At 35.5% G+C, this 26,737-nt stretch carries 16 protein-coding genes and 1 pseudogene; 12 read left to right on the top strand and 5 right to left on the bottom strand.

Features of this window, described 5'->3' with window-relative positions; genetic code table 11:
• Positions 1-103: 103 nt before the first annotated feature.
• Entirely contained in the window at positions 104-2,788 is a 2,685-nt protein-coding gene (locus tag LpgJCM5343_RS08365) for a cation-translocating P-type ATPase (RefSeq protein ID WP_049151192.1), read from the bottom strand.
• A 195-nt stretch (positions 2,789-2,983) separates the two neighbouring features.
• On the opposite strand from LpgJCM5343_RS08365, the gene LpgJCM5343_RS08360 reads away from it, so the two are divergent.
• On the top strand, positions 2,984-3,166 hold the full coding sequence (locus tag LpgJCM5343_RS08360; RefSeq protein ID WP_003646756.1) for a hypothetical protein: 183 nt from the start codon (positions 2,984-2,986) through the stop codon (positions 3,164-3,166).
• A 27-nt stretch (positions 3,167-3,193) separates the two neighbouring features.
• Here the strand turns inward: LpgJCM5343_RS08360 and LpgJCM5343_RS08355 are convergent, their stop codons facing one another.
• Positions 3,194-3,838, bottom strand: coding sequence for a matrixin family metalloprotease (locus tag LpgJCM5343_RS08355; protein ID WP_049149087.1), 645 nt, complete (start codon positions 3,836-3,838; stop codon positions 3,194-3,196).
• A 168-nt stretch (positions 3,839-4,006) separates the two neighbouring features.
• Between LpgJCM5343_RS08355 and helD the strand changes: the two genes are divergently transcribed.
• On the top strand, positions 4,007-6,301 hold the full coding sequence (gene helD, locus LpgJCM5343_RS08350) for an RNA polymerase recycling motor HelD (RefSeq protein WP_049149089.1): 2,295 nt from the start codon (positions 4,007-4,009) through the stop codon (positions 6,299-6,301).
• Between the two features lie 51 nt (positions 6,302-6,352).
• Here helD and LpgJCM5343_RS08345 read toward each other — a convergent pair whose 3' ends face one another.
• Complete coding sequence (locus LpgJCM5343_RS08345; protein ID WP_049149092.1) at positions 6,353-7,540, bottom strand: ATP-binding protein; 1,188 nt, start codon at positions 7,538-7,540, stop codon at positions 6,353-6,355.
• Between the two features lie 227 nt (positions 7,541-7,767).
• On the opposite strand from LpgJCM5343_RS08345, the gene LpgJCM5343_RS08340 reads away from it, so the two are divergent.
• Positions 7,768-8,490, top strand: coding sequence for a C39 family peptidase (locus LpgJCM5343_RS08340; RefSeq protein WP_049149095.1), 723 nt, complete (start codon positions 7,768-7,770; stop codon positions 8,488-8,490).
• 149 nt (positions 8,491-8,639) lie between these two features.
• Here LpgJCM5343_RS08340 and LpgJCM5343_RS08335 read toward each other — a convergent pair whose 3' ends face one another.
• Positions 8,640-9,323 carry a MurR/RpiR family transcriptional regulator gene (locus LpgJCM5343_RS08335; protein WP_003651499.1) on the bottom strand — a complete coding sequence of 228 codons (684 nt, stop codon included), beginning with the start codon at positions 9,321-9,323 and terminating at the stop codon, positions 8,640-8,642.
• Positions 9,324-9,357: 34 nt separating this feature from the next.
• On the opposite strand from LpgJCM5343_RS08335, the gene LpgJCM5343_RS08330 reads away from it, so the two are divergent.
• Positions 9,358-10,014, top strand: coding sequence for an AAA family ATPase (locus LpgJCM5343_RS08330; protein WP_003651501.1), 657 nt, complete (start codon positions 9,358-9,360; stop codon positions 10,012-10,014).
• Positions 10,015-10,053: 39 nt separating this feature from the next.
• Complete coding sequence (locus tag LpgJCM5343_RS08325) at positions 10,054-11,376, top strand: PTS sugar transporter subunit IIC (RefSeq protein WP_049149097.1); 1,323 nt, start codon at positions 10,054-10,056, stop codon at positions 11,374-11,376.
• 44 nt (positions 11,377-11,420) lie between these two features.
• Here the strand turns inward: LpgJCM5343_RS08325 and LpgJCM5343_RS08320 are convergent, their stop codons facing one another.
• Positions 11,421-11,993 (bottom strand): SGNH/GDSL hydrolase family protein, encoded by a 573-nt coding sequence (locus LpgJCM5343_RS08320; protein WP_049149100.1) that lies wholly within the window; start codon positions 11,991-11,993, stop codon positions 11,421-11,423.
• Positions 11,994-12,081: 88 nt separating this feature from the next.
• Here LpgJCM5343_RS08320 and coaA point away from each other — a divergent pair, with 88 nt between their 5' ends.
• The 7 genes and pseudogenes from coaA (at position 12,082) to LpgJCM5343_RS08285 (ending at position 26,713) form a co-directional block, all read left to right on the top strand.
• A complete protein-coding gene (coaA, locus tag LpgJCM5343_RS08315) occupies positions 12,082-12,933 on the top strand; it encodes a type I pantothenate kinase (RefSeq protein ID WP_003650005.1) in 852 nt (283 codons plus the stop codon).
• Between the two features lie 9 nt (positions 12,934-12,942).
• On the top strand, positions 12,943-13,515 hold the full coding sequence (gene efp, locus LpgJCM5343_RS08310; protein ID WP_003650006.1) for an elongation factor P: 573 nt from the start codon (positions 12,943-12,945) through the stop codon (positions 13,513-13,515).
• 377 nt (positions 13,516-13,892) lie between these two features.
• The gene (locus LpgJCM5343_RS08305) at positions 13,893-20,879 is read left to right on the top strand and encodes a Rib/alpha-like domain-containing protein (RefSeq protein ID WP_239667470.1); all 6,987 of its coding nucleotides are present in this window, start codon (positions 13,893-13,895) and stop codon (positions 20,877-20,879) included.
• 246 nt (positions 20,880-21,125) lie between these two features.
• A pseudogene (locus LpgJCM5343_RS08300) lies at positions 21,126-21,968 on the top strand (PRD domain-containing protein).
• Positions 21,969-22,094: 126 nt separating this feature from the next.
• The gene (locus LpgJCM5343_RS08295; protein ID WP_049149106.1) at positions 22,095-24,113 is read left to right on the top strand and encodes a beta-glucoside-specific PTS transporter subunit IIABC; all 2,019 of its coding nucleotides are present in this window, start codon (positions 22,095-22,097) and stop codon (positions 24,111-24,113) included.
• 62 nt (positions 24,114-24,175) lie between these two features.
• Positions 24,176-25,651 (top strand): glycoside hydrolase family 1 protein, encoded by a 1,476-nt coding sequence (locus tag LpgJCM5343_RS08290; RefSeq protein ID WP_113576213.1) that lies wholly within the window; start codon positions 24,176-24,178, stop codon positions 25,649-25,651.
• Between the two features lie 132 nt (positions 25,652-25,783).
• Entirely contained in the window at positions 25,784-26,713 is a 930-nt protein-coding gene (locus LpgJCM5343_RS08285; RefSeq protein ID WP_049148700.1) for an EamA family transporter, read from the top strand.
• Positions 26,714-26,737 lie beyond the last annotated feature (24 nt).

Genomic DNA, 26,737 nt, shown 5'->3' with positions numbered 1-26,737 from the left:
GCCAGTTGTAAGTGTTAAATTTATACTTATATTATATAAATTAAATCATCATAAGTCGAAAAATATGCTCATAATAATTAAATAATTAAATTATTATATTATGTTAGTCACTGGTTGTTTGCAGCTTGTTTTCTTTTTGTCTAGCTTTAATTAGCTTCTTAATCCACTTGCTTATCTCAACTTGCAGGATAGAGAAGAGAGAAAGAATAATTACTACTAACCATTGTCTTGAAGTAAGACTAGTCAAATGGAAGAGAGTTTGTAAGTTAGGAGTGAAAAGAATGATTCCCATTAGGACCGCTGAAACAATAAAGGAGATAATCAACCAAACATTTATTTTATTGCCTCTAACCCAGATTGGATCAGTATTAGAATGTTGGTTAAATGCGCGAAGCATTTGGGATAAGGCTAAAACGCAAAATGCCATTGTTTGACCAGCAATTGGATTATCAAACGACTCTCCAATCCAGTAAGCTATTAAGGTCATTAAGGCGACGAAAATTCCTTGACTGATAACACGCCAAACAAGGTCTTTTTCAAACAAAGTTCCAGTCTTTACTGGCTTATGTTTCATGATATTTTTACTTGCTGGGTCTACTCCTAAAGCTAAAGCAGGCAAACTAGCTGTAGCTAAGTTAACCCAGAGAATATGCACAGCAAGTAGCGGTGCATCCCAGTTGAAGATTGTAGCTACAAATAAAGTAGTAATTTCGGCAATATTACCAACTAGTAAAAATTGAATTACTTTCTGAATATTGCGATATACTTTTCGACCTTCTCTGATTGCTGCCGTAATTGTTGTAAAGCTATCATTGAGTAAAATCATATCTGAAACATCTTTAGCAACATCAGTACCACCAATACCCATAGCAACACCGATATCAGCAGCCTTTAGGGCGGGTGAATCATTGACCCCATCTCCTGTCATGGCTACTACTTCATTATTTCGTTTTAGGCTTTGAATGATTCTTAATTTATCATTAGGCGAAACGCGGGCAAAAACAGTGGCGGATTTAACTGCTTGATCTAGTTCATTATCTGTCATTTCGTTTAATTCAGTACCTGAAATAACAGTGTTTCCATTAGTATAAATACCTAAATTTTTAGCAATAGCGACTGCTGTATTTTTGTGGTCACCCGTGATCATAATGGTCTTAATTCCAGCTTCGCGAGCCATCTTAATTGATGCCTTAACCTCATCTCTGGCAGGATCAATCATACCGACTGCACCTAAGAAAACTAAATGCTGTTCAATATTTTCACCTTCTTGAGGCAGGTTTAGCATATTTTTGCTGGCAAAGCCTAAGACTCTTAATGCTTGATCAGACATCTTGTGCGATAAGGTAAGAATATTATCTTTATCAGCCTTAGTTAACTTACGTGTACCATTATTTGTGTGGATGTAGTCACAAAGTGGCAGTAACTCATCGAGCGCACCTTTAGTGTAAGCGACGTATTCATTGTTTATTTCATGAACCGTAGTCATTCTCTTTCTAATTGAATCGAAAGGATATTCGCTAAGTCTTGGATACTCTTTTCTTAAGTTAAGAGCCGAGTAACCTAAATCTTGTGCTAGAGGAAGAAGTGCACCTTCAGTCGGGTCTCCAATTACTTCTTTAGGATTTTCTAAATTAAAACTAGCATCGTTACAAAGACTAGATGCATAGATTAATTGCTTATATGAATTAGAATCCTTACTTGCTTTTTCTACACTTAGAACTTTTTTATTAAGGAAATCATCACCATTAGCTAAATGAGTTACAGTCATTTTATTTAACGTTAATGTTCCTGTCTTATCAGAACAAATAACCGTCGCATTGCCTAGAGTTTCAACAGCGGGTAGTTTTTTAATTAGAGCGTGTTGCTTAGCCATCCGCTGCACGCCTAGCGCCATAATAATGGTTGCAGTTGCTGGTAGACCTTCTGGAATAATTGAAATTGCTAAAGAAATTGCTACTAAAAATTGTGGTAAAAGTGGGCGGCCGTAAAAGGCACCAATTGCAAAGATTAAAACGCAGATAATTAAGCCAATGATTGTTAGGACTTTACCTACTGTATTAAGTTTTCGCTTTAATGGAGTATCACTAGCATCATCATTTTCAAGCATACCGGCTATTTGGCCAATTTCGGTGTCCATTCCAGTTTTAGTTACAATCCCACTTCCTCGTCCGTAAGTAACGATTGAAGAAGTATAAGCCATATTCTTTCTGTCGCCTAGAGGACAATCTACTGAAAGAACAGCTTTCGCATTCTTTTCACTAGCAATTGATTCACCGGTTAAAGAGGCTTCTGCAATTTTTAAGTTAGCAGATTGAATTAAACGCAAATCAGCTGGAACCATGTCGCCGCTAGCTAGAATAACTAAATCCCCGATAACTAATTCGCTAGCAGGGATGATCTTTTCAATACCGCCACGCATAACTGTAGCAGTTGGCGCGCTCATCGTTTTGAGAGCCGCTAGAGAAGACTGAGCTTTTTTCTCCTGAATAATTCCAATGATTGAGTTAACGACAACAATAAAGAAAATTACGCTGGCTTCTACCCATTCATTTAAAATTGCAGAAAAAGCAGCTGCTCCTAATAAGATCAAAATCATCGGATCAATGATTTGCTCTTTGAGCATCATTAAGGTTGATTTTGGTGGCTTTTCAGCTAGAGCGTTAGGTCCATATTTCTTTAACCGCCGCTGAGCTTCTGGCTCACTTAAGCCAGTAGAACTTGTTTCTAAATCTGAAAATAACTCGTTTGTTGTTTGAGAATACGAGGGAGGTTGTTTCTGATTATCCATAAAGGATATACCATTCCTTTCTTTTATTAAAATACATTTCTTTATTTGTATAGTGTTGATATTTCTTTGCATATAAGCAAACATATCTAAAAGCATTTATGATATATAGTATAAAATGCAAGGCAAAATAAGTCTAAAAATATGCTTATAATAAGATAATTTTGTTATAGTTAAGATAGAAATGGAGAAATAAGTATGAAGCAACTAGATCAATCATTTATTATTGGGATTTTTGGCTTAATTGGTTTGTTTATCGGTTTATTTGTTAAAAATATTATGGTATGGACTTTTGTAGGTATTGCAGTAGGTTATGTCATAACTTTCTGGATTCCTTATTTTAAAAAGCAACACCAATTAAAAAAGAAAAATACAAAATAAGAGCGGTTCTTAAAAATAGAATCGCTCTTATTGTTCTTGATATAATTTTTTAACAGCTTCAACATCGCTGGGTTGAATTGTATAAAAAGATCCTTGTGGATACATGACGGAAATGCCGTTCTTATGGCCTAACCCGATTGCATGGCCTAATTCGTGTTCAACTGTGTTGACGATTCGACCGTGGTTGTAGCCATAACTTGGATTTAAAAGGTAATATGAATTTAAACGGACAGTTGCTTTAATTAAGTGCCCTGTTAGGGAATTATATTGCGTATCAGTTAAACCAGCCGCGTTAGTTTGACCATCATTCATTGCTTTAATGATGATTTTGGCATTACTTTTGTCATTCGTAATTTTGAAATTAAAGGCCCCTGTATTGTTCCAAATATTGATTCCATCAATTGCGGCTTGCCTGAGGGTGGGATCAGAGAGGTCAAGATAAACAGATGCAGAGTTAGTTTCAAAAGTATGTCCTTTGGAACTGTCGGCATTTGTATCATCATTTTGAATTTTCTCAGGTGAAATAAATTGTTGTACTTTGGCTGTTAAATATGGGAGTGGGTTTCTAGTTCCAAAAGTTTTTTCAATTTCTGGCGCAGTCTTTTGATAAGCAAAGTTAAGTCCAATAAATAAAAGAGCTAGAACTAGAATACTTTTAAAGAATCGTTTCACTTTTTCATCTCGCTAGGTAATTTTATTTAATTATAAAACTAATTAGTTAAGAAAAGACTAAATAATAATTGAGACTTTCTCAAAGTTGTAAATTCTTTTAGAAAGCGTATACATATGATAAAATAGTATGCAAAGTTTTTACTAATACTAGAAATAGGTGACTTAATTTTGGTAAAAGAAACTGAACAACAAAAAGAACAAAAACATTTAGATAAAGTTCTAGGCTTAATTAAAAAGAAAGAAAGCGAATTAGATCATTCAATTGAACATGCGCAAAATGAAGCGCAAAATATTAATTCGCACTTTTTTGATGATGTGAAATTAGATTATGATGGCTATTCAACTTCAATGGATACTGCCTTGTCAATTCATCAGCAGCAACAAATGTTAGCAGAACGTCAAAATGCCTGGCAACATTCTGCTAAGCAATTATCAACTTTGCAGCGTTTAGAAAAGAGACCGTATTTTGCCAGAGTTGATTTCCAGGAACCTAATGAAGATCCTGAAACGATTTATATTGGCTTAGGGTCTTTTGCAGATAAAGAAGATCACTTTTTAATCTATGATTGGCGTGCACCGATATCTTCTATTTATTATGATGGTAAGTTAGGTAAAGTTTCTTATAATGCGCCAGATGGTGTGCAAACCGTTGATATGACTAAGAAACGGCAATTCTTAATTGAAGATGGTAAGATTACCAATATGTTTGATACCAATGAATCAATTGGGGATCAAATGCTCTTAAATGTCTTAAACGAAAAATCTTCTACACAGATGAAGTCGATCGTAACAACGATTCAGCGTGAACAAAATAAGATTATTAGAAATACTAGTGCAGATCTTTTATTTGTTCAAGGGGCAGCAGGATCAGGTAAGACTTCAGCTATTATGCAACGTGTGGCGTACCTACTTTACCGTTATCGCGGGAATTTAACTTCTAGCGATGTTATTATGTTTAGCCCTAATCAATTGTTTAACGATTATGTTAAAAATGTTCTACCTGAAATGGGTGAACAAAATATGGTGCAGATGACTTACTGGCAATTTGTTTCTCGTCGTGTTCCAGGGATGAATGTTGAAAACTTATTTGAACAATTCGAAGATAATGAGCAAAATGACAAGATCGTTAACTTAAAAGATTCCTTACAATTCTTTAATGCGGTAACTCGCTATGCTAAGCACCTTGAAAAGAATGGTTTAATTTTTAAAAATATTTATTTTAAGAATAAGAAGAAACCATTTTTTGATAAAGAAAAGATCAAGGAAATTTACTATGGTTTTAATGAAAATTACCATTTAAGAAACAGAATTGAAGCTACCAAAGAAGCTTTAATTAATAGCTTAAATAGAAGAATTGAGCCAGAAACTAAGAAGGCTTGGGTTGATAAGACGATTGAATCGTTAGATCAAGAGCAATTGAATAAGTTATATGATCGTCCAGACCAAGAATTTGAATCAAGTGCTAAAGAAGAACATTTCTTAGCTCGTAAAATTGTAATTAAGCAATTAAAGCAAGTTAGTCGTAAGATTCACCAGAACCGTTTCTTGAATATTCGTGCGCAATACTTGCGCTTCTTGCGTGCTGTCCCTAAGTTGATTGATTTAAGCAAGTGGGAGATTAGCCAAGAAGAATGGGAAGCACATATTGAAAATGTTAAGGAAAGATTCAGAAACGGCAAGATCAAGATGGCTGATATTTCACCATATTTGTACTTGTACGATTTAGTTACAGGGCGTAGAACTGATTATGAAATGCGTTATGCCTTTATTGATGAAATTCAAGATTACACTCCATTCCAGTTAGCTTACCTTAAATACAACTTCCCAAGAGCTAAGTTTACGATGCTCGGAGATTTGAACCAGGCTATTTTTACTAAAGATGAAAGTAAGACTCTTTTAGGTCAGATTTCCAAGTTGTTTGATCCTGAAAAGACTGATGTTGTTCAATTAACCAAGTCTTATCGTTCAACTAAGGATTTAACTAATTTTACTAAGCAAATTCTGCGGCAAGGTGAAAAGATTGAGGCCTTTGATAGACGTGGCCCTAAGCCTGCTTTTTACAAGCGTGATAGTCTTGAAAAAGAATATAATGCTTTAGAAGATATCTTAGTAGAAAATGATGAGCAAAAGTTAACTACTGCCATTATTACTAAGACTTTGGCTGAAGCAAAAGAAGTGGCTAAGGTTTTGAAAGAAAGAAAAATTAAGGCAACTTTAATTGGGTCAGCTAACCAGCGTTTAGTGCCTGGAACTTTAGTTATGCCATCATATTTAGCTAAAGGACTTGAATTTGATGCAGTAATTGCTTGGAATGTTTCAAGGGATAATTATCATCAACTTGATGAAACGCAATTGCTTTACACAATTACTTCACGTGCAATGTATAAACTTGACTTGATTTATACAGGCGAGAAGAGCCCACTGTTTGATGATTTAGACGAGAAGACTTATGTGAATAAATAAAAAAATGGAGTGCCAAATTTGGCATTCCATTTTTTGTGGGTTTATTTAAATTTATTGCTCTTTTAGTAGCCAGTCGATAACGTTTATTTGTTCAATACCATTGTCGTTGTAGCTACCGGGGTCTTGAGTGAGAAGAATTTTCCGATAGTTATCAGTAATTTCAAGAAAGGGTGCAATTTCCCTGTTATAAGTCTTATCGTCTTGGACTGTGAGACTAACTTGATAATATTGCTTAACACCGTCTTTGATTGCAACGAAATCAATTTCTTTATTTTTAAGACTACCGACATATACTTTATAACCGCGTCTCTTTAATTCCATAAACACGATATTTTCAAGCCTGCTGCCCATGTTTGGACGTTTCTGACCTAAAAGAGCACGTCTGAGGGCGGGGTCAACGGGGTAATACTTGCTATTAATTTGTAGATATTTTTTGCCTGCAATATCATATCGATTGCATTGGTAGAATAAATAGGAATTTACTAATTTTTCGAGGTATGAAATTACTGTGGCGTTGCTAGTCTTGATTCCATTAGAGGTTAGAGTATTGGCAATTTTAGCAGGAGTAACGAGACTGCCGTTGGCTTCAGTTAAGAAACTAGCAATTGCTTCAAGTAAAGTTGCATTACCGCGATTCACTCTCGTTAGGATATCTTTTATTAATACTGTATTGATAATTCCTTGAATGTAAGAAAGATAAGTATTATTGTCGTTTAATTCAGTAGCAAATGGAAATCCACCTCGTTCTAAGTAAGTTGAAAAGGCTTCTTCTTTTGAAAGTTCAGTTGTTTGTAAAAATTCTTTAAAAGAAAAAGGATAGATAGGGATTTCTATGTAGCGTCCCGAAAGAAGAGTAGCTAATTCGCCAGAAAGCATAAAGGCATTAGATCCTGTGACATATAAATCTACATTATTTTTTATATAAAGACTATCGAGTGCTTTTTCAAAATTAGGAATGCTTTGGATTTCATCAATAAAGATGTAATTCATTTTGTTAGGAATGAGATGTTCATTGATGTAGTTATATAGGTCTAGGTAGGTCTTAATTGATACTAAGTCTAAATCTTCAAAATTTAGCGTTTGAATTTGATTAGTATTTACTCCAGACTTGAGCAATCGCTCTTGATATAACTGAAGAATAGTAGATTTACCGCAGCGACGTACTCCAGTTAGGACTTTAATGATTTGTTTATTACGTAGTTTATCTAAAGTATTTAAGTAAGAATCACGTGGTACCATTGTTAACCTCTAATTTTAATAATAGTTGATACAAGATTTTAACTAATTTAATTCTTAATTTAATTTTAGCATATAAATCAAATTAACTTAATTCTTGTTGCATATTTCGAGTATAAATAAAGTTAATTTAATTCTTATGCTAAAAGCACAAAAGAAATGAAATCTATTTAATTCTTACATTGCCAACTTAATTTGCGTTTTGACATTTCTGATATAGAATATTCAGCATGAAAAGAATAAGCAGAGCAAAGAGATATCGACGTCGACGAAAGATTTTATATGGAATTTTAATACTGATTACAGCTGGAGTAGCTGGGATTATCCTTAATTTTGAAAAAATTCAAAATGAATATGACTGGCTTACTTTAAGACCTGAGCAAAAATTGAATGTCCCCTTAGAAAGGCAATTACCGGACCTGCCAAATGGCTGTGAAGTTACGTCACTGTCAATGCTCCTAAATTATTATGATATTAATGTAAGTAAATTAGAATTGTCTTCTAACATTAAGCATGTTTCCTCTTTTATTGGCAATGATTATCGCGGTAATCCTCATGTTGGTTTTGTTGGTTATATGAGTATCGAAAACGCAGGATGGTGCGTTTATAATGAGCCGCTTTATGATGTTGCTAAGAAGTATACTAAGAGAATTCGTAATTATACTGGCAATGATTTTGTTAGGGTGTTGAAGTTAGTTTCTAAAGGACACCCAGTGATGATTATTACGACTTTAAAATATGACCGGGTAAATGATATGCGGACATGGCAGACTAAGCAGGGAAAGGTTAATGTGACACCTTCTTCTCATGCTTGTGTGGTTACTGGATATAATAAAAAGAAGGGGATTGTTTACGTAAATGATCCTTATGGCATTAAAGATAAAAAAGTAAGTTTAAAGAAAATAGAAGCTAGCTATAATCAGCAAGGTAAGCAAGCCTTGTATGTAGAGTAGTGTGTGTAAAAAAAGCATCCCGTTAGGGATGCCTTTTTTGATGCCTGAATAAAAATGTTTTTTAAAATGGAAACATGTTTTCAAAACAAGGAAAAGTATTCAAAATTGTTAAAAACCAAAGTAGTATAAGAATTGTCTTAAGAAGGTACCTAATTAGACAAAAAGTTACTCATTAATAATTCAAAATAGATGAGTGTTAGACCAAAAAACAGCTGAGGGTAATGGCTGTCAAAAGAAGTGGGGTTAAAAGTATCTGAGCTTATTGCAAGCGTTGAGTGTTTTGCAATTGTTGAGTTCTTATCTCCTGTAAAGGAAATAACATCACGATTATTTTTCTGAGCTTGTATGCAAAGTTCAGCTAATCGCTTTGTTTCTCCAGAATTGCTGATGATAATTATTAAAGTATTCTTATGCTTTCTAAGCATCTCAAGATGCGAATTGGATGTACAACGAAAGCCATTCAAATTAAGATATTCACTCATGTAATTAGCAATATTTTGAGAGTATCCACTGCCCAATATCATGATCATTGAGTCTTTATGCTTATCCATCAAGTTGGAAAAAGGCTTTACGTATGACTCTACTTTTAAGTCGTTTTCAGTATTATTAGGAAAATTTGGCGCATCTGCAATTAGAAAGACCAATTCTGAATATCCTGAAAGCTTCATCTTTTTACAGGTCTTAACGATAAAGCTAGGAGATGTAAATGTTCGTTTAGCGAGTTCACGAATATTGATATTTTTAATTTCATTACGGTGTTGATTCATATAAATTAATATTTTTTGTTCATCAGTATTCAGTTGAAACTTTTCGCTAATAGTTTGAATATTCATTGTTTTCTCCTATATATTGAAAGAAGGACTCACGATGTCAGAAAAAGATATTAAGAAAAATGAAGTACCACAAAATAGAGATAAGGAATTTTTAGCTGATCCATGGGCCAGAACTAGGACTAGAAATGGATTAGCAGCTGATGAAGTTATCTCTGCATTGCAAAAATCAATCAGAAAAGGCAAAGAACGAGCAGCATGTGAATTTGCTTATGAAATGTATATTTCTTCTCCGCAAATGGAAGAAAAACTATGGCGTAGACTTCAAGCTATTTCAGTTGAAGATATAGGAATGGGAAATCCACAAGCTCCAATTTTGATTAATAGTCTAAATCAAATGAGACAAAACTTTAGTTACAATGAGCCGGATCGTGCCATGATGTTTGTTCATGCAATTCGTTACTTATGTGAATCAACTAAGGATCGGTCTTCTGATTTACTTAAGAATATCATTATTAAGAACTTTGCTCTAGGTTATGTTCCTGAAATTCCAGATTATGCATTAGACAAGCACACCACTCGTGGCAAAAAGATGGGAAGAGGAAGTATGCATTTTCTAGAAGTCGATTCTAAGGTTACTCCACAATTAAAAGTGGACAATGACTATTGGGACGAATACCACAAAATTAGAGAAAATTGGGATGACAGTAAGGTTATACCTAATGCTTTCAAGTTCAATCCATATCAAATTTAAGTTGTATTTATCTTTAGTAAGGAAAATAGGTGATCTCTAATGGCTGAAACTGCTGCTAAAAAAGATTCACTGATTACTAAATTGGATAAAGTTTTAACGCCTATTGGACAAAAACTTGGAAATGAAAAGCATCTACAAGCTATATCAAATGGTATGCTTTTCGGATTGCCATTTTTGGTAATTGGTTCATTCTTCTTAATTGTTGCTAACCCACCAATTGTACTTGATAGATATAATCCACGAACAGCTAATATTTTTATGCAATGGCTTGCTGGTTGGAAATATTGGGCTGTCGCACATTATGCTCAAATAACTATCCCATACAATATGACTATGGGAATCTTTGGTATGATTTGTGCTTTTGGTATTGCATATGAATTAAGTAAGTCATATCGTAGGCTTCATCCTGCTACTGATGGGATGATCTCATTAGTTACCTTTTTAATGGTTGCAACTACTGTTGATAAGAATAATAAGATTAGTCTCAATAATTTAGGAACAAATGGACTATTTGTTGCAATTATCATTGGATTATTAGCTGTCGAAATTGACCGCGGGATTGAAAAGAGTAAGTTAAAGATAAAGTTGCCAGCATCGATTCCCCCAATGGTTGCCAACTTTATTAATTCCTTAGTACCGCTATTAGCAAATATCTTTATTTTCTATGGTGCTAATTTAATTTTAGTCAGCTTAACGCATGCTGATTTTACTACCTTCATTATGAAGTGTTTGACTCCAGCTACATTTTTGGCTAATAGCTTATGGGGTTATATTTTGATCGTAACTTTAGGAAATCTATTATGGTTAATTGGTGTTAACGGAAGTAATGTAATTTTTCCAATTGTCTTTGCAACTGGTATTGCAGCTACCGGTGCTAATGCTGCTTTAGTAGCAAAGGGATTAGCACCTACTCATTTAATGAATTTACAGATGTTTAGAATTGCTGTTTTAGGTGGATCTGGTAATTCACTTGCTTTAGTAATTCTAATGATGAGAAGTAAGGTAGAAAAATATCGTGCATTAGGTAAGCTATCAATTATTCCTGGAATTTGTAGTATTAATGAACCAGTAATTTTTGGTACACCAATTTGTTTTAACCCTATTTTAGGTATTCCATTTTTGATTGCTCCAATTATTAATATTATTCTTACTTATATTGCTGAAAGTTTACACTGGATTGGAATGGGGTATATTGTAGATCCTTCATTTACACCGTTTTTCTTCCAGGCATATATGAGTTCAATGGATTGGAGAAATATTATTTTTGAAGTGATTTTAATCATTATCGGTATTTTTATTTATTTACCATTCTTTAGAGTTGCTGAACAAAATGAATTAAGAAAGCAAGAAGTAACTGAATAAAATATCCGGAGTACAAAAGAGCATCCCAACAATGGGATGCTTTTTTACGATGCAGTAACCATTTCTTTTTCTTCAACTAGATCTGCTAATCGTTCAATTAATAACTTATTTCCTGCTTTATTTAGATGAATTCCGTCTTTCTGCAGTAGCTTGTTAGGGTGACCAGTCTGCCGCATTACTTTGGCAAAATTTAAGAATGGAATTTTATTTTCAACATGGCATTCTTGAGCAACTAATTCAAATTGCAAAGTTTTAGGCCAAGCTTGATCTTGAGCAATTTTCCAATTAGTATAGGAAGGTCCCATTAATAATGTTTTATCAGCCCCAATTAAATCGACCAATACTTGTAAGTTATGCGCATATCGTCCAGCGCTCAAACCAAACTGCATGTTGGCGTCGTTAGTGCCTAGGGCCAGAATAACTAGATCATACTTAAAAGGTTTGATTCGTAACTCATAAAAATCAATTGCCTCTTCAGTAGTTGTCCCAGGTACAGAATTATTAATAATTGTAAATTTAGGTAATTTTTCTTGCAGTCCTTGAGTTACAATATTAGTTGCGCGTCCATCAATATAGCCTGCAAGTAGGGAATCACCAAAAAGAATTAATTTTTTCATAGATATCTTCTTTTCTTTCTCTCAATATATATGATAGGCTGAACAATGTAAAAATACTAGGAACAAGGCAGAAGGAAGGCGGCTTTTTATGCAAGAGCAATTTACACATCTGACATCTGAAAAGTGGCAGACACTAATCCCTCCAAGCGATGAATTTAGTGCGGAGATTTTCATGATGAAGAATCTTCAGTACAATATGAGCCAAAAAAATGCAATCTATCGCACTAAGCAGACCTTTTATAACGAAAAATGGCAAAAAATACCTTTTATCATCGGAGTAACTGGGTCTGTTGCTGTAGGAAAATCTACTTTTGCAAAGAAAATAACTCGCTTGTTCGAACGCCTTGAACCAGATAAAACAATTGCCCAAGTTTCTGCTGATGGTTTTTTAATGTCGAATGCAGAACTTAAAGCTAAAAACTTAATGGATCAAAAGGGCTTCCCATCGTCATTTAACTGGGATGCCTTTTATACTTTTTTAGCAAGCGTTAAAGCTGGTAAAGAAAGAGTACCATATAGACTATACTCGCAGGAAATTTCTGATCTGGTGCCTAATGAATTGGGGTATGTCAGCGTTCCTGATATCTTGGTAGTTGAGGGAATTAACCTGCTGGAGGTGCCTCCAGACGGGCAAGCTCCCCCAAGTGACTTTTTTGATTATGTAATTTATCTGGATGCAAGCGAAGAAGACTTAGAGAAATGGTATCTTGATCGCTACCATTTAATGCTCGAGATTAATCGCAATAATCCAGATAATTTCTTTTATAAGTGGGCTAACGTCCCGCTTGAACAAGCAGATAATTTTGCCAAAAGAGTCTGGCGTGATGTTAACTTGAAGAATTTACATGACTATATCGAACCAACTAAGAAGAGAGCTGATATGATTATTAAAAAGTATGGTAATCATGAGATCAGCGATATGTATATTAGAAAATTTTAGGGAGAAAACATGCAAGCAATCGAATTAAAAAAGGGTATGATTTTTAGCCAAGATGGTAAGTTAATTGAAGTACTAAAGAGTAACCACCACAAGCCTGGTAAGGGTAACACGGTTATGCAAATGGATTTACGTGACGTGATGAGTGGAGCTGTTGTTCACAAAACAATGCGTCCAAGTGAGAAGGTGGAGTTAGTTAACGTTGCTTTAAAGAAGGCACAATACCTTTATGATGATGATGCTAACTTTATCTTTATGGATACTGATACTTATGAACAATATCTAATTCCCAAGGAACACCTTGCAGCAGAAGCTAAGTTCTTAATGCCTAATATTGATGTTGATCTTAAGTTTACTGATGAAGGTAAATTGATCGGAATTAACTTACCATCTACTGTAAAAATGACTGTTAAGGAAACTCAACCAGAAATCAAGGGTGCAACTGCTGCTGGCGGTGGTAAACCTGCAACGATGGATACTGGTTTAGTTGTAACTGTGCCAGATTTTATTAAAGAAGGCGAAGAATTAATCATCGGAACTGAAAACGGTGATTATAAAGGCCGTGCTGATAGTATTAGTAGATAAAGAGATTTAAAGAGGGAGTCGTGTAGTATACGGCTCCTTTTTTAATTATTTTTATTTTTTTGTTTTAAAATAACAGGTGTTTATACCCTAGCTAATATTAATTAATATTTTGCAAATGAAAATACAATATTTTATTTTGAATTGTCTATTCAATAATAAAATGCTTATACGTATAAACACTATGCTATAACAAGGATTTTAAGCATAAAATAACTGAATAGCATATTGATTTTCTGTTAATTTCTGCTATTGATATTTAGAGCGTAATTTATAGTTCTGCATTAAACAATATACGTTATTAAATCCTTGAATATTATAAAAAGAAGAACTATAGTTAACACTGAAAGGTCTGTAGAATTGACGGAGGAGATTCAATAATGTTATCTAAGAATAATTATCAAGAAAAAATTCGGAAGATGGAAAATAAAAAAGAGCGTTTCTCAATTAGAAAATTTTCAGTGGGAGCTGCTTCAGTTTTAATTGGCTTTACTATTTTCGGTCTTGGTGCAGGTAGTAAAAGCGTAAAAGCTGATACCTTAAATCCAAATCAAGTAAATGTTACTAATACTGCAAAAGCTTCCAAAGAAGCCCCAGGCCTAGTTAAAAATCAAACTAATAATCAAAACATTACTTTAGACACTAATAGAACTGCAGAAACGACTAATGTACAAAAGAAAGAGGTAGTTTCTGATAATAAGGTTCAAACTAATAAAAATGAGTCTGTAAAGCAAACTACTAACACTAACGCTGTAGCAAAAACAGCTGCAACTAAGCAAGTAAAGTCTACTGTTCAGACAAACTCAATTACTCAAGCTCAAAACACATCAAATAATCAAGAACAATCAGTTAGTGATTATTCTCAATTCATCAATGCATTACAAGATGCTAACGTAAATACAATTAAATTAAATCAAAATATTGACTTTAGTAATACTAACTTGAGTAATAATACTTACCAAACAATTAATAATTATGGTAGTGCGCGTCAAGTTACCATTGATGGTCAAAATCAATATGGTTTAGACATGGGCAATCGCTACATTAGCTTAGGTGACAATACGCACTATGATCAAGGAGCAAGCACTGCTAGTCATAGCTGGAACGTAGTCTTAAAAGACCTAAGTTTGCAAACTGTTAGTGGTTATGGCCCATTCTGGTTTAAGAATTCTGCTGCTAATAATGATGCAATTACCTTTAACGGCGTTACTACGAGTCAAGACTCAGGTCAACTCCTTAATAATAAAGGTACTAATGTTAACTTCGAGGGTAAGAATAATTTGCAAGGCAATTTAACTAGTTCAAATACAACTGGGAATGCCTTGATTCAAGCTAATAATGTTAACTTCCTTAACGGATCAACGACTTTAGCTGCTAATAACAGTACTTCAAATAACTTGAGCAATATTAACGTTTCAGGCAATGTTGTAGTAAGTAATGGTACTACAGTTGATTTCAACAGTGCTAATACTTCTAACATGGCTGGAATTACTATTCCTAATGGTGCCGGTGCAGGAAATCAAACTATTGATAATGCAACCTCAGGTGTTGTTCGCTTAATGCCTAATGCTAAAGTAACGATGGAGTTGGGCTCTGGTTCCTCAATGGGAATTATGAATGCTAGCGATCTTGATTTACAAGAGAATTCTTCATTAAAAGTTACAACTAGCAAGATGAATACCACTGGTTGGAGATCAGCTGCTCTTATTGGCTTAGATTATGATGGCAAGACTGCTGATAGCACGGTGAGAGTTGGTCAAAATGCTTTACTTTCAATTATTAGAACTAAAGTGACTGATTCTGATTCACCATTGCTTGCAATGGGACCAAAGGACGGACTTGGTGCAACTTATCATCTTGATGTGAATGGTGGTAGCTTAGATTTGGAAGATTCCTCATATTCAAGTTACTTACCAGATACCTATACTTTAACTAAAGGCTCATATAGAAATGGCTGGCCTGCTATTTTAACTATGTGGGGTTCAAGTAGTCAAAACTACATTAACTTCACTAATGCTAAGTTAGTTAACTTACAACGTACTGCAGCAAACAAGCCAGGCTACTTAATTAAGACTGATGGTGCTGGTGATGTCGCTAACCAACAAACTCACATTGTGATTAATTCAGCTGATAGCAACTATAATACTCCATTAACCATGGTGCCAGCAGGTGCTAGTGATCCAGTAACTTGGAACATCAAGTACTTAAACAATACTAGTCAAGGTGGGGACTTTGCCTATGCCTTTCGTTCCCACAAGCAATATGGTGCTTGGAATCAACCAGGCTCAGAATATATGATTGATTCTGTTAATGCTGATACTCCAGCTAAAGGTGTTAACGAAGTAATTTTAACTGCAAATCCTTCTGAGACGGGTTCGAACAGTTTCTCTGATGGTTCTGTTGTGCCTGAAGGAACTGAAACTGCAGCTTCCAATGCTTTGAATAGCTTTATTAATCACTTTAGTTGGTGGAATGCCTCTGGTGTAAAATTTGGCTCTGAATTACAAACAAATAACCAATATACTCCTTCATATAAGCCAGTTAGTGTTGAACAAGGAAAGACAGCTACAACTGATCCAACCTTTACTAATAAGATTGGCGAAGTAATTACTACTCCAGACGGTACTCATTTTGCAGGAACTGAAGCAACCCCCACTTGGAGCAAAATTGATCCTTCAACAGGTAGAGTTACTTTAACTCCTACAACTAGCACTACACCGGGCGCTTACAACATTCCTGTTACTATTACATACGCAGATGGCAGCAAGCAAAATGCTAATGTACCAGTTGTTGTAACTAAAGGTACTCAAACTGTTATTTGGAATAATGATAATGCAACTGTAGTAACAATTAGTCGTGCTAATGCTAACGCACATGAAACAAGTGACAATTCACAAGTTATTTCTGCCAGTGGCATGATTACATCTGTTCAATCTTACAGTATTGACCAAAATCACCAAATTGCTACTACGCCAACAACTATTACAAATTACACTGCAGATTGGGAAAATACACCTAATACTGTTGTAGAAACAGCTACAGCTGCCGGTAAGAATATTGCTAATAACGTAATTGATATCACTATTGATGGAAAGACTGACAAGACTAACCCATTTGATATTGATGCTAAAGGTGCTGGTGCTAAGACTTTAGCTGAGCCAATTGATATTTTGGCTGGTTCAGATTTAACTAGCTCACAATTTAAGGCTTTAGTTCAAAACAATATTCCAGATAGTGAAATTCAGTCCACCGCATGGCAAACTAAGCCTGTTCAAGATCAAGGCGGAGTAATTAGAATTACTTTCAATGATAAAGATGCTCAAGGACAAAATACTTATCTAGATATTAATATTCCAGCAAGTTCTATTAATGTAACTACAGAAGAAAAAGATTCTGAAAAATATCACATTACTTATCCACATTTGAATGTTGAACGTCCAGATTCAGGACAAAATACTGGTTCTGTTAACCCAACAATTCCAGCAGACATGCCAAACGATGAAGTTTCTAACTATAGGATTGGAACTTTCACAGCTCCAACTGGTGTTACCGTGGATGTTGACCAAACAACAGGTAAAGTAACTGAAACAGTAGATTCAAATGCTCAACTTGGTTCCTTTAATGTACCAGTTGTTGTTACATTCAAAGATGGCTCAAGCAAGATTGTTAATGTTCCAGCTAGTGTAACTGGTATGGATCATGAGCATAATACTTATTATGGCGATCAAACGATGACTAGTTTTACTGCTCCAGTAGCCAGTGTTCATAAGACTAGTGTTGATTTCACTCCATCGGTTAATGATAGTGCTATTAGTACTATTAAATTCTACAGTGACTGGAATGGTACTGGTAATTCAGCAAGTGATTACAAGAAGATAACTACTTATAAGCTAAGTACAGATGGTAAGAACTATGTCAACGAAAAAGATGCGAACGATAAATTTGCAGCTAGTGCATTTACTTATTCTTGGATTACTAATTTACCAGGCGTTTCTGCACCAAACACTAATGTAAGTAATTTTGCTAATGGTTCAGCTGATACTTTGTATCAATTAGCTAACGGTCAAGTAAATCCAGCAGAGCAGACTACTACAGGCGAAAGTTTACCAGGAAATTCTAAGTGGCGTTATAACTTCAAAATTAACGATGCTGATGTTGTTTCTAAATTAGGTTTAGGTGTTAATGCATATAACAATTGGCTAAATAATTACTTCAACTTCTACGGTGCTACTACAGGTTCAACATTGAACTTTAAGCAAAATAGTAATATCTCAGATTTAACTCAAGAACAATATCGTACTTTAATTAACGTTAATAGCCTTGGTAGAGAAGGTTGGAATGGTCAAAATACTAATTCTAATGCACCAGAAGTTTTAGCCTATATTCCAGGTACTGATAACAGTAAACTATTTAGTATGTCTTGGGCTCCTAACGAAATGCCTTCTACTAAAGAAGTAGCTAATAATGTTCCAGGTACTGTAAGAATTATGTTTAACGATGGTACTTATCTTGACGTTAAGGCTAATATCAACGTTGAAAAAGATGGAAATTCAGGTAAGCCAGATGATCAAAAGACTAGCTTTAACCAACAAGTTTCTTACCAATATGATGGCAAAGAAGTTGCAGCTTACACTATTGGTAATATTGCCAAGGGTTCAAGTTTAAGTGCTGAGCAACTAAAGAATATTATTAACAGTAATTTACCAGCTAACTACAGTATTGTAGATGGCTATAGTTATCCAGCGGCTGAAAGCAATATTACTAGTCAACCTGCAGTTTTAGTTGTTCCAGTAACTCAAAGTAAACAGCAACATGATGATTCAGACTACAATGCAACTGTAATTGTTAAGTACATTGATGCTGAAACTAATACTCCAATGCAAACTAAGAATGGCAAAGACAAGTTAACCTTTAACTTCAATAAGAATCAAGGCTTAAAGGCTTCTACTTTGAAGGCTGATATTGATAGTGAAGTTCCAACCAATTGGAAAGTTGATCCAAGTTTCGTTTATCCAGTTGATCAAACAACAGATAATACAATCATTGTTCCTTTAGTTCACGGAACAAAGGACATCACTCCAACAACTCCAGGCGTAGATCCAACTGATCCTAAGTACAAGGGCATGTTTACAAGTGTTAGCCGTAAGATTTACCAAACTAAACCAGGCAAAGCAGAGCAATTAATTGCAACTCAAACGGTTAACTTTGGTAGAAACGGTGTTGAAGACTTGGTAACTGGAGAAGTTACTGGAACTGGTGCTTGGGAAGTTGGTAAGATCGAAAACAACAAGTTCGTTTTAGGCGGCGAAGCAGAATATCCAACTGCAGCAGTAGAACAAATTTCTGGTTACGATTCATATGTAAATGGAACTAAAGCAACTGAAATTCAATCAGCTTCCGCAATTGAAAACGGCAAGCCAGTAGATGGTGAAGCAGTTCACATTACTTACCAACAAAGTGAAACTCCAGTTGCAGATGTAACTGTAAGTTATCAATTCTATGACACTGTTGACAAGAAGAATGTTGGTAACCCAATTGTTGTAAGTGGTAAGCCAGGCGTTAATGTAAAGACTAACTTAACCATTCCAGCAGGTTACAAGCTAGCTGCAGGTCAAACATTACCAGAAAATGTAGTTATTCCTGCTAAGAATGAAGCAGTTGTTATTAACTTAGTTCACGAAACAAAGGACATTACTCCAACAACTCCAGGTGTAAATCCAACTGATCATAAGTACAAGGACATGTTTACTAGCGTTAACCGTGATATTTACCAAACTAAGCCAGGCAAAGCAGAGCAATTAATTGCAACTCAAGCTGTTAACTTTGGTAGAAACGGTGTTGAAGATTTGGTAACTGGAGAAGTTACTGGAACTGGCGCTTGGGAAGTTGGTAAGATCGAAAACAACAAGTTTGTTTTAGGTGGCGAAGCAGAATATCCAGCTGCAGCAGTAGAACAAATTTCTAGTTACGATTCATACGTAAATGGAACTAAAGCAACTGAAATTCAATCAGCTTCCGCAATTGAAAACGGCACACCAGTAAATGGACAAGCAGTTCATATTACTTACCAAAAGAGTAATACAGTAACTCCAACACCGTATGATCCAAATAATAAGGACATGAACAAAGACGTTGTTCGTACGATTACTGTTAATAAGGTTGATGGAACAACTGAAACGATTGTTCAAACTGTTCACTTTGTTCGTGGCGGTGAAGGTGAAAATGTAGAAGCTGATACTCCATGGACTGTTGGCGTAAAAGATGGCAATACTTGGAAGTCAACTGGAGCAACTGAAGGCACTTGGCCAGAATACAATGTGCCACAAGTAACTGACTATACTTCAACCGTTGATGGCAAAGATGCAAAAGTTGTTTTAGCTGATAAGAATGTAAATGCTAACACACCAAATACCAATGTGGTAGTTGCTTACACTAAGACTACAACTCCAACTGATGCTGACAAGTACACTCCAGAAGGTCAAGATGTTCACACTACCCCAGGTGTAGTACCACCAGCAGAAAAGGGTATTAAGAACAAGGACGATATGCCAAGCGGCACTAAGTACACATGGGAGAAGACTCCAGATGTAACTAAGCCAGGCAAGACTACAGGTACAGTAATCGTAACTTACCCAGATGGTTCAAAGGATAAAGTTGATGTTCCAGTAATCATTGACAATCCAACTACTCCAAGTGATGCAGATAAGTACACTCCAGAAGGTCAAGATGTTCACACTACCCCAGGTGTAGTACCACCAGCAGAAAAGGGTATTAAGAACAAGGATGACATGCCAGATGGAACTAAGTACACATGGGAGAAGACTCCAGATGTAACTAAGCCAGGCAAGACTACAGGCACTGTGATTGTGACTTACCCAGATGGTTCAAAAGATAAGGTTAACGTAACAGTAATTATCGGTACGAACCATGTAACTCCAGAGCCACAACCAATTCACACTACTCCAGGTGTTGTTCCAAACCCATCAGAAGGTATTAAGAACAAGAACGATATGCCAGAAGGTACTAAGTACACTTGGAAAGAAGTGCCAAATGTTTCTACAATTGGTGAACATACAGGCGTTGTTACGGTAACTTATCCAGATGGCTCTAGCGTAGATGTAACAGTTAAGGTCTATGTAGACGCTACTGGAATAAGTGACAACAATGGTGGTAAGACTACAGAAACTAATTCTGAAACCAATACTGCAAAAGCAGCTACTGTAAATGAAAATCACCATGCTGAAAAGAATACATTGCCACAAACTGGTGCTAAGTCAGAAAATACAGCTGGTATCTTAGGCTTAGCAATTGCCGCAGTAGGTAGTTTATTCGGATTAGGCGTAGATAGAAAAAAGCGTCAAAAATAATAAAAGTTAGTTTGAAATCCCTAAAAGAGGCTAGACATTAAGGTCTAGCCTTTTTTTCTGACATGAAAATAAGCATTTTTTTGCAAATGCTTGTTGACACAAGTATGTGAAAGCGCTATTATAATTACTGTAAATAAGCGGATTACTGATGCGATCAGGTCTGAGCTACTACAAATAATGATGATATACTTAAAGTGTATATTGTAGTTTGTGGTAGCTTTTTTCTATATAAAGGTGATTCGTCGGATGATATTTCTTAAAACATTTAACAATAGTGCAGCCTTGGTTCAGGACGATCAAGGCCAAGAACAAGTAGTCCTGGGTAAAGGCGTGGGCTTTGGCTTAAAGAAAGGCGATAAGATTGATGAGAATAAAATTGAAAGGCGGTTTACCGCTACTTCTCATCAAGATGAAGTCAATCAAGTTAAAGAAATCAATGCTTCAACCATCGATTTAACCAATAAGGTGATCCAGATGGTGGAGCCACTTCTAAATGTGAAGTTCAATGATTTTCAATACTTAGCTTTAGCTGACCATATTGATTTTGCTCTTTCAAGAATTGAAGATCATATTGATATGAGTGCTGCTAATACACGCTGGGAAGTTAAGAATCTTTTTCCTAAGGAGTATAAGATTAGCGAAAAAGTCATTGCTTTAATTAATAAAGAAATGAAAGTCAACTTACCACCAAGTGAAAGTATTTTTATGACTTATCACTTCGTTAATGCAGCTTCTGATAATGATCAGGTTCAAGAAACAGTTGAGATCACTGAGTTGATTAGCGGAATTATTGATATTATTCAGTATCAATACCAAATGACTTTAGATACAGAGTCGTTTAATTATAGTCGCTTCATTACTCACTTAAGAGTATTATTGGTAAGACTTTTAAGAAATAAGCATCAAAAAAGTGGCGAACTTGATGATTCGCTACTAGCTTTTATGAAGATTAAGTACAATCATGCCTATGATACGGCAGAAAGAATCGCAACTTATTTACATAGTAAAAAGGGATAGACTCTAAATTCAGATGATAAGTTCTATCTTGTTTTACACATTTGGCGCGTGACAAACCGCCAAGAAAATTAAATATTTTCATATTTAGGTATGTTACTAATTCGATTAGGCAAGAACCCAAGTTACTGAAAGACATTGAACATTTACGTTCTCTAGTTTTTGAGTAGCTTGGGTTTTATTATTGGGAGGAAAAAAGCTATGGCTAAGAACTATGATGCTCTAGCAAAAACGATTATTAAGGACGTTGGCGGAAAAGACAACGTAATCAGCGTTGTTCACTGTACAACACGCTTGCGTTTTAAATTAAAAGATGAAAAAAAGGCTAATGATGATGCCTTAAAAGATACTGATGGTGTTGTTACAGTTGTTAAAGCTGGTGGACAATATCAGGTAGTTATTGGTAATGAAGTTGCTGACGTATACGAGGCAGTCTTAAAAGAAGGTGGCTTTTCTGGTGGTGGCCAAGTTGCTGATGACGATTTAGATGACAGCAATATGAGTTTAATGGATAAAGCTATCGATCTTATTTCAGGTATCTTTACTCCGATCTTGGGGCCAATGGCTGCAGCAGGTATGATTAAAGGCTTAACTGCAATGTGCGCTTCATTTGGCTGGCTCGCTAAAACCTCTGGTACTTATGAAGTTTTATATGCGATTGGGGATGGTTTCTTTTACTTCTTGCCACTTATTCTAGCAATTACTAGTGCTAAGAAGTTTAAGGTAGACCGCTTTACAGCCATTACAATTGGCGCTGCGATGTGTTATCCAGCAATGGTAGCAATGAATAGCAGCAAAAAAGTTTTGTTTGATCTATTTAACGGAACGTTTTTACATTCACAAGTTCATGCTACATTCTTAGGTATTCCAATTATTTCAATGAACTATACTTCAACAGTTATTCCAATTATTTTAGCAGTTTGGTTTGCTTCTGTTGTTGAAAAATGGTGCAAGAAATGGATTCCAACTGTGGTAAAAACTTTCTTAGTTCCATTTGTTACTTTACTGATTGTAGTTCCTTTGACTTTCTTAATTATCGGGCCACTTGCTACTTGGATTGGTAATGCACTTGCTGCCATTACTTCAGCCGTTTACAACTTTAGTCCAGTATTAGCTGGAATTTTACTTGGTGGCTTCTGGCAAGTATTCGTTATCTTCGGTGTTCACTGGGGATTCGTTGCAGTAATGATGTCAAATATTGCTGCATTAGGTTATGACCCAATCTTAGGTTTATCATTAGGTGCTTCATTTGCACAAATTGGTGTTGTTTTAGCAATCTTATTACAAACTAAAGATCAAAAATTAAAAGGTATTGCTCTTCCAGCATTCTTATCAGGAATTTTCGGTGTTACTGAACCAGCTATTTATGGTGTAACTCTTCCACGTAAAAAGCCATTTGTCTTAAGTTGTATTGCAGCTGGTATTGGTGGCGGTTTGATTGGATTCTTCGGTACTAAGATGTACATGATGGGTGGTATGGGAGTCTTCGTAATCCCTGCTGCTATCGGTCCCAAGACTGGTGTTGACATGAGTGTTTACGGTTTAATGATTGCGATGGCTGTCTCATTTGTTCTTGGATTTATTTTACAAATGGTTCTTGGCAAGAAGAGTGTTGATCAAGCTTACGATGAAAAACAAGCAAAGACTGTTCAAGAAGTTGCAAACCAAGCAGATACTATTGCGAAAGCTGCCCCAAGCTTAGCAAGTACTAGCGACTTAAATGTTTCAACTGAACTAGTTAGTCCACTTGCTGGTGAATTATTGCCACTATCAGAAGTAAAAGATGAAGTCTTCTCAAGCGGTGCTATGGGTGAAGGCGTTGCTGTTGAGCCTAGCGAAGGAGTTCTACATGCACCAGCAGATGGTAAAGTTGTAATGACCTTCCCAACAGGACATGCTATCGGAATGAAGACAAGCGATGGTGCAGAAATCTTGATGCACATCGGAATGGATACTGTTAATTTACAAGGACATGGTTTTGAAACCTTAGTTGCAAAAGGCGACGAAGTTAAAGCAGGTGATGAATTAGTTAAGTTTGATATCGATGCAATTCATGCTAAGGGCTATGTTGTAACGACACCAATCGTAGTTACTAACTCAAAAGATTATGAAAAGATCACTGTTGTAAGTCAAGGCAAGGTAAAAGTAGGACAAGAGATTTTAGACTTAGAAGGAGCTAGTGAAGCAGAAGCAGCTAGTTCAAATCCGCAAATGGCTTAGATGATGTAATCGATTTCATATATAATAAAAATGATTAGTATTGAAAAAGAGGAGAAATATAAATGTCATTTCCAAAAAACTTTTTATGGGGCGGAGCTACTGCCGCAAATCAAATTGAAGGTGCGTATGATGAAGATGGAAAAGGATTATCAGTCACTGATATTACAACTGCTGGTAGTTTAGATGCACCAAGAATGTTGACTTATAAGTTGAATGGTAAGTTAGAAAAAACTCCAGGTATTCCTGGGGCGGGCTTGCCAGAAGGCGCAGTTGGTGCAATTGATCCAAATGAATATTACCCAAACCACGTGGCAATTGATTTTTATCACCACTATAAAGAAGACATTAAGATGTTTGCTGAAATGGTCTTTAAGATCTTCCGCCTTTCAATTGCCTGGACTAGAATTTTCCCTAAAGGCGATGAAGAAAAGCCAAATCAAGCTGGGTTAGATTTTTATCGCCGTGTATTTGAAGAATGTAAAAAGTACGGGATTGAACCTTTAGTTACTATTTCTCACTACGAAGATCCGCTATACCTCAGTGAAAAATACCATGACTGGGGCGATCGCAAAATGATCGATATGTATGTTAAGTATGCAACTACTTTGTTTGAAGAATACAGAGGACTGGTTAAGTACTGGCTTACATTTAATGAAATTAACTCAACGCTTTTAATGCTGAGTGCATTTGGTAATAATGTAACTGATGATAAGGTATATCAACATGCCTACCAAAAGTTGCATTATCAATTTGTTGCTAGTGCTCGCGCAGTTAAGATTGCTCATGCATTAGATCCTAACTATGTAGTTGGTAATATGATTTGCGGTATTGTAGACTATCCATTAACACCAGATCCTAAGGATATTTTGGCTAACCGTCATATGTGGGAAAAAAATATCTTCTACTGCGGCGATGTGCAAGCAAAAGGTAAATACCCAACTTATGCTAAGCGTTTATGGAATGAACATAATGTTCATTTAGATATTACTGAGCAAGATCGAAAAGACTTGCTTGAAGGAAAAGTTGACATTTATACCTTCTCTTACTACATGTCTAACATTATTACTACCCATGAAGTAAAAGATAAAGTGGGCGGCAATTTTGCTGCTGGTGTTAAGAACCCATACTTGAAGTATTCCGAATGGGGCTGGGCAACTGATCCAGATGGACTTCAATATTATCTTGAAGTAATGTATGATCGCTACGACATTCCAATGATGGTTGTTGAAAATGGTCTTGGCGCAGTTGATAAGATCAGCGATGATGGCAAGATTCATGATGATTACCGGATTGATTACTTAAGAATGCATATTAAGGCAATGGAGCGTGCAATTGATGATGGTGTAGATTTAATTGGTTACACTACTTGGGGCTGTATTGACTTAGTTTCTGCAGGTACCGGTCAAATGAGTAAGCGTTATGGCTTTATCTATGTGGATAGAGATGATGAAGGCAACGGTACTTTAAAGAGAATGCCCAAGGATTCATTCTATTGGTATAAGAAAGTTATTGAATCTGATGGAAAAGATTTAGATTAATTTGAATTAAAAAATACTGTTCAGGTTGCTTAACTAATTGAACAGTATTTTTTTGCCGAAATTACAATGATTGCTTAGAGTAACTATGCTATGATGATTTAGATTGATTTTTATTTGTGAGGAAGAAGCTGGATGGATAAGCAAGTTACTAGAAGCAGATTGTGGACAATTTTGGCAGCTTTAGCAGCTGTGATGTGGGGAGTATCAGGTTTATTTGCGGAGTCTTTATTTAAGATCAGTTCTAAAATTACACCTATTTGGCTGACGCAAGTAAGGCTAATTATTTCTGGGATTGTCTTATTAATCATTGCGACAATTTTACATCAAAAGCCAATTTCAGTTTTAAAAGACAAGAAAAATACGTTGCACATTATTGCTTATGGTGTATTTGGTTTATTACCAGTACAGATTTTTTACTTTATTGTCATTGAAATGGCGAATGCTTCGATTGCGACTATCTTACAATTTATTGGACCGTTTTTTGTTCTTGCTTATCTTGCTTTAACTCATCAGCAAGTTTTAAGAAGGTTAGATGTTTTAGCAGCAATTATGGCTTTTATCGGTGTATTTTTTCTGTCAACTCATGGAAATTTGAATCATTTAGCAATTACCCCAGTGGCATTATTTTTCGGCTTATTATCTGCTCTAGGTGAAGCAAGCTATACTTTGATTCCAGTTAAAATTGTTAAAAGAATATCAAGTTTAGTTTTGACTGGCTGGGGGATGATTTTTGCTGGACTTGGTTTGGTGATTTTTCATCCTAGCTTTCCCGCTGTTCCAAACACCCCAAAAGTTTGGCTCCGGGTAGGAGCAATTATTATTCTGGGAACAATAGTGCCTTTTCAGATTATGGCGAATGCATTACGTTATGTTAAGCCGTCAACGGTTAGTTTGCTTGATGCGTTTGAGCCCTTATCCGCTACAGTTGGTTCAGTTTTAATCTTTGGTTTGGTGATGTTAGGGATGGATTGGCTAGGAACATTTTTAGTAATTGGGGCAGTTTTAGCTTTGAATTTCACACCTAAGAGAAAAATTAAAAAAACTTCTGAAAAGAGAATATAAAGAAAAGCTGGCAATATCTTCGCT

The sequence above is a fragment of the Lactobacillus paragasseri genome (assembly GCF_003584685.1).
Taxonomy (GTDB): domain Bacteria; phylum Bacillota; class Bacilli; order Lactobacillales; family Lactobacillaceae; genus Lactobacillus; species Lactobacillus paragasseri.
This window is presented reverse-complemented; position numbering and strand designations above follow the sequence as displayed.

Bases quoted from the DNA above. Each gene is read 5' to 3' on its own strand.
- LpgJCM5343_RS08290 (WP_113576213.1), top strand. From the start codon at position 24,176: ATGTCATTTCCAAAAAACTTTTTATGGGGCGGAGCTACTGCCGCAAAT.
- LpgJCM5343_RS08360 (WP_003646756.1), top strand. From the start codon at position 2,984: ATGAAGCAACTAGATCAATCATTTATTATTGGGATTTTTGGCTTAATT.
- LpgJCM5343_RS08330 (WP_003651501.1), top strand. From the start codon at position 9,358: ATGTCAGAAAAAGATATTAAGAAAAATGAAGTACCACAAAATAGAGAT.
- LpgJCM5343_RS08285 (WP_049148700.1), top strand. From the start codon at position 25,784: ATGGATAAGCAAGTTACTAGAAGCAGATTGTGGACAATTTTGGCAGCT.
- LpgJCM5343_RS08295 (WP_049149106.1), top strand. From the start codon at position 22,095: ATGGCTAAGAACTATGATGCTCTAGCAAAAACGATTATTAAGGACGTT.
- efp (WP_003650006.1), top strand. From the start codon at position 12,943: ATGCAAGCAATCGAATTAAAAAAGGGTATGATTTTTAGCCAAGATGGT.
- LpgJCM5343_RS08325 (WP_049149097.1), top strand. From the start codon at position 10,054: ATGGCTGAAACTGCTGCTAAAAAAGATTCACTGATTACTAAATTGGAT.
- LpgJCM5343_RS08340 (WP_049149095.1), top strand. From the start codon at position 7,768: ATGAAAAGAATAAGCAGAGCAAAGAGATATCGACGTCGACGAAAGATT.
- LpgJCM5343_RS08305 (WP_239667470.1), top strand. From the start codon at position 13,893: ATGTTATCTAAGAATAATTATCAAGAAAAAATTCGGAAGATGGAAAAT.
- LpgJCM5343_RS08335 (WP_003651499.1), bottom strand. From the start codon at position 9,323: ATGAATATTCAAACTATTAGCGAAAAGTTTCAACTGAATACTGATGAA.
- coaA (WP_003650005.1), top strand. From the start codon at position 12,082: ATGCAAGAGCAATTTACACATCTGACATCTGAAAAGTGGCAGACACTA.
- LpgJCM5343_RS08345 (WP_049149092.1), bottom strand. From the start codon at position 7,540: ATGGTACCACGTGATTCTTACTTAAATACTTTAGATAAACTACGTAAT.
- LpgJCM5343_RS08320 (WP_049149100.1), bottom strand. From the start codon at position 11,993: ATGAAAAAATTAATTCTTTTTGGTGATTCCCTACTTGCAGGCTATATT.
- LpgJCM5343_RS08365 (WP_049151192.1), bottom strand. From the start codon at position 2,788: ATGGATAATCAGAAACAACCTCCCTCGTATTCTCAAACAACAAACGAG.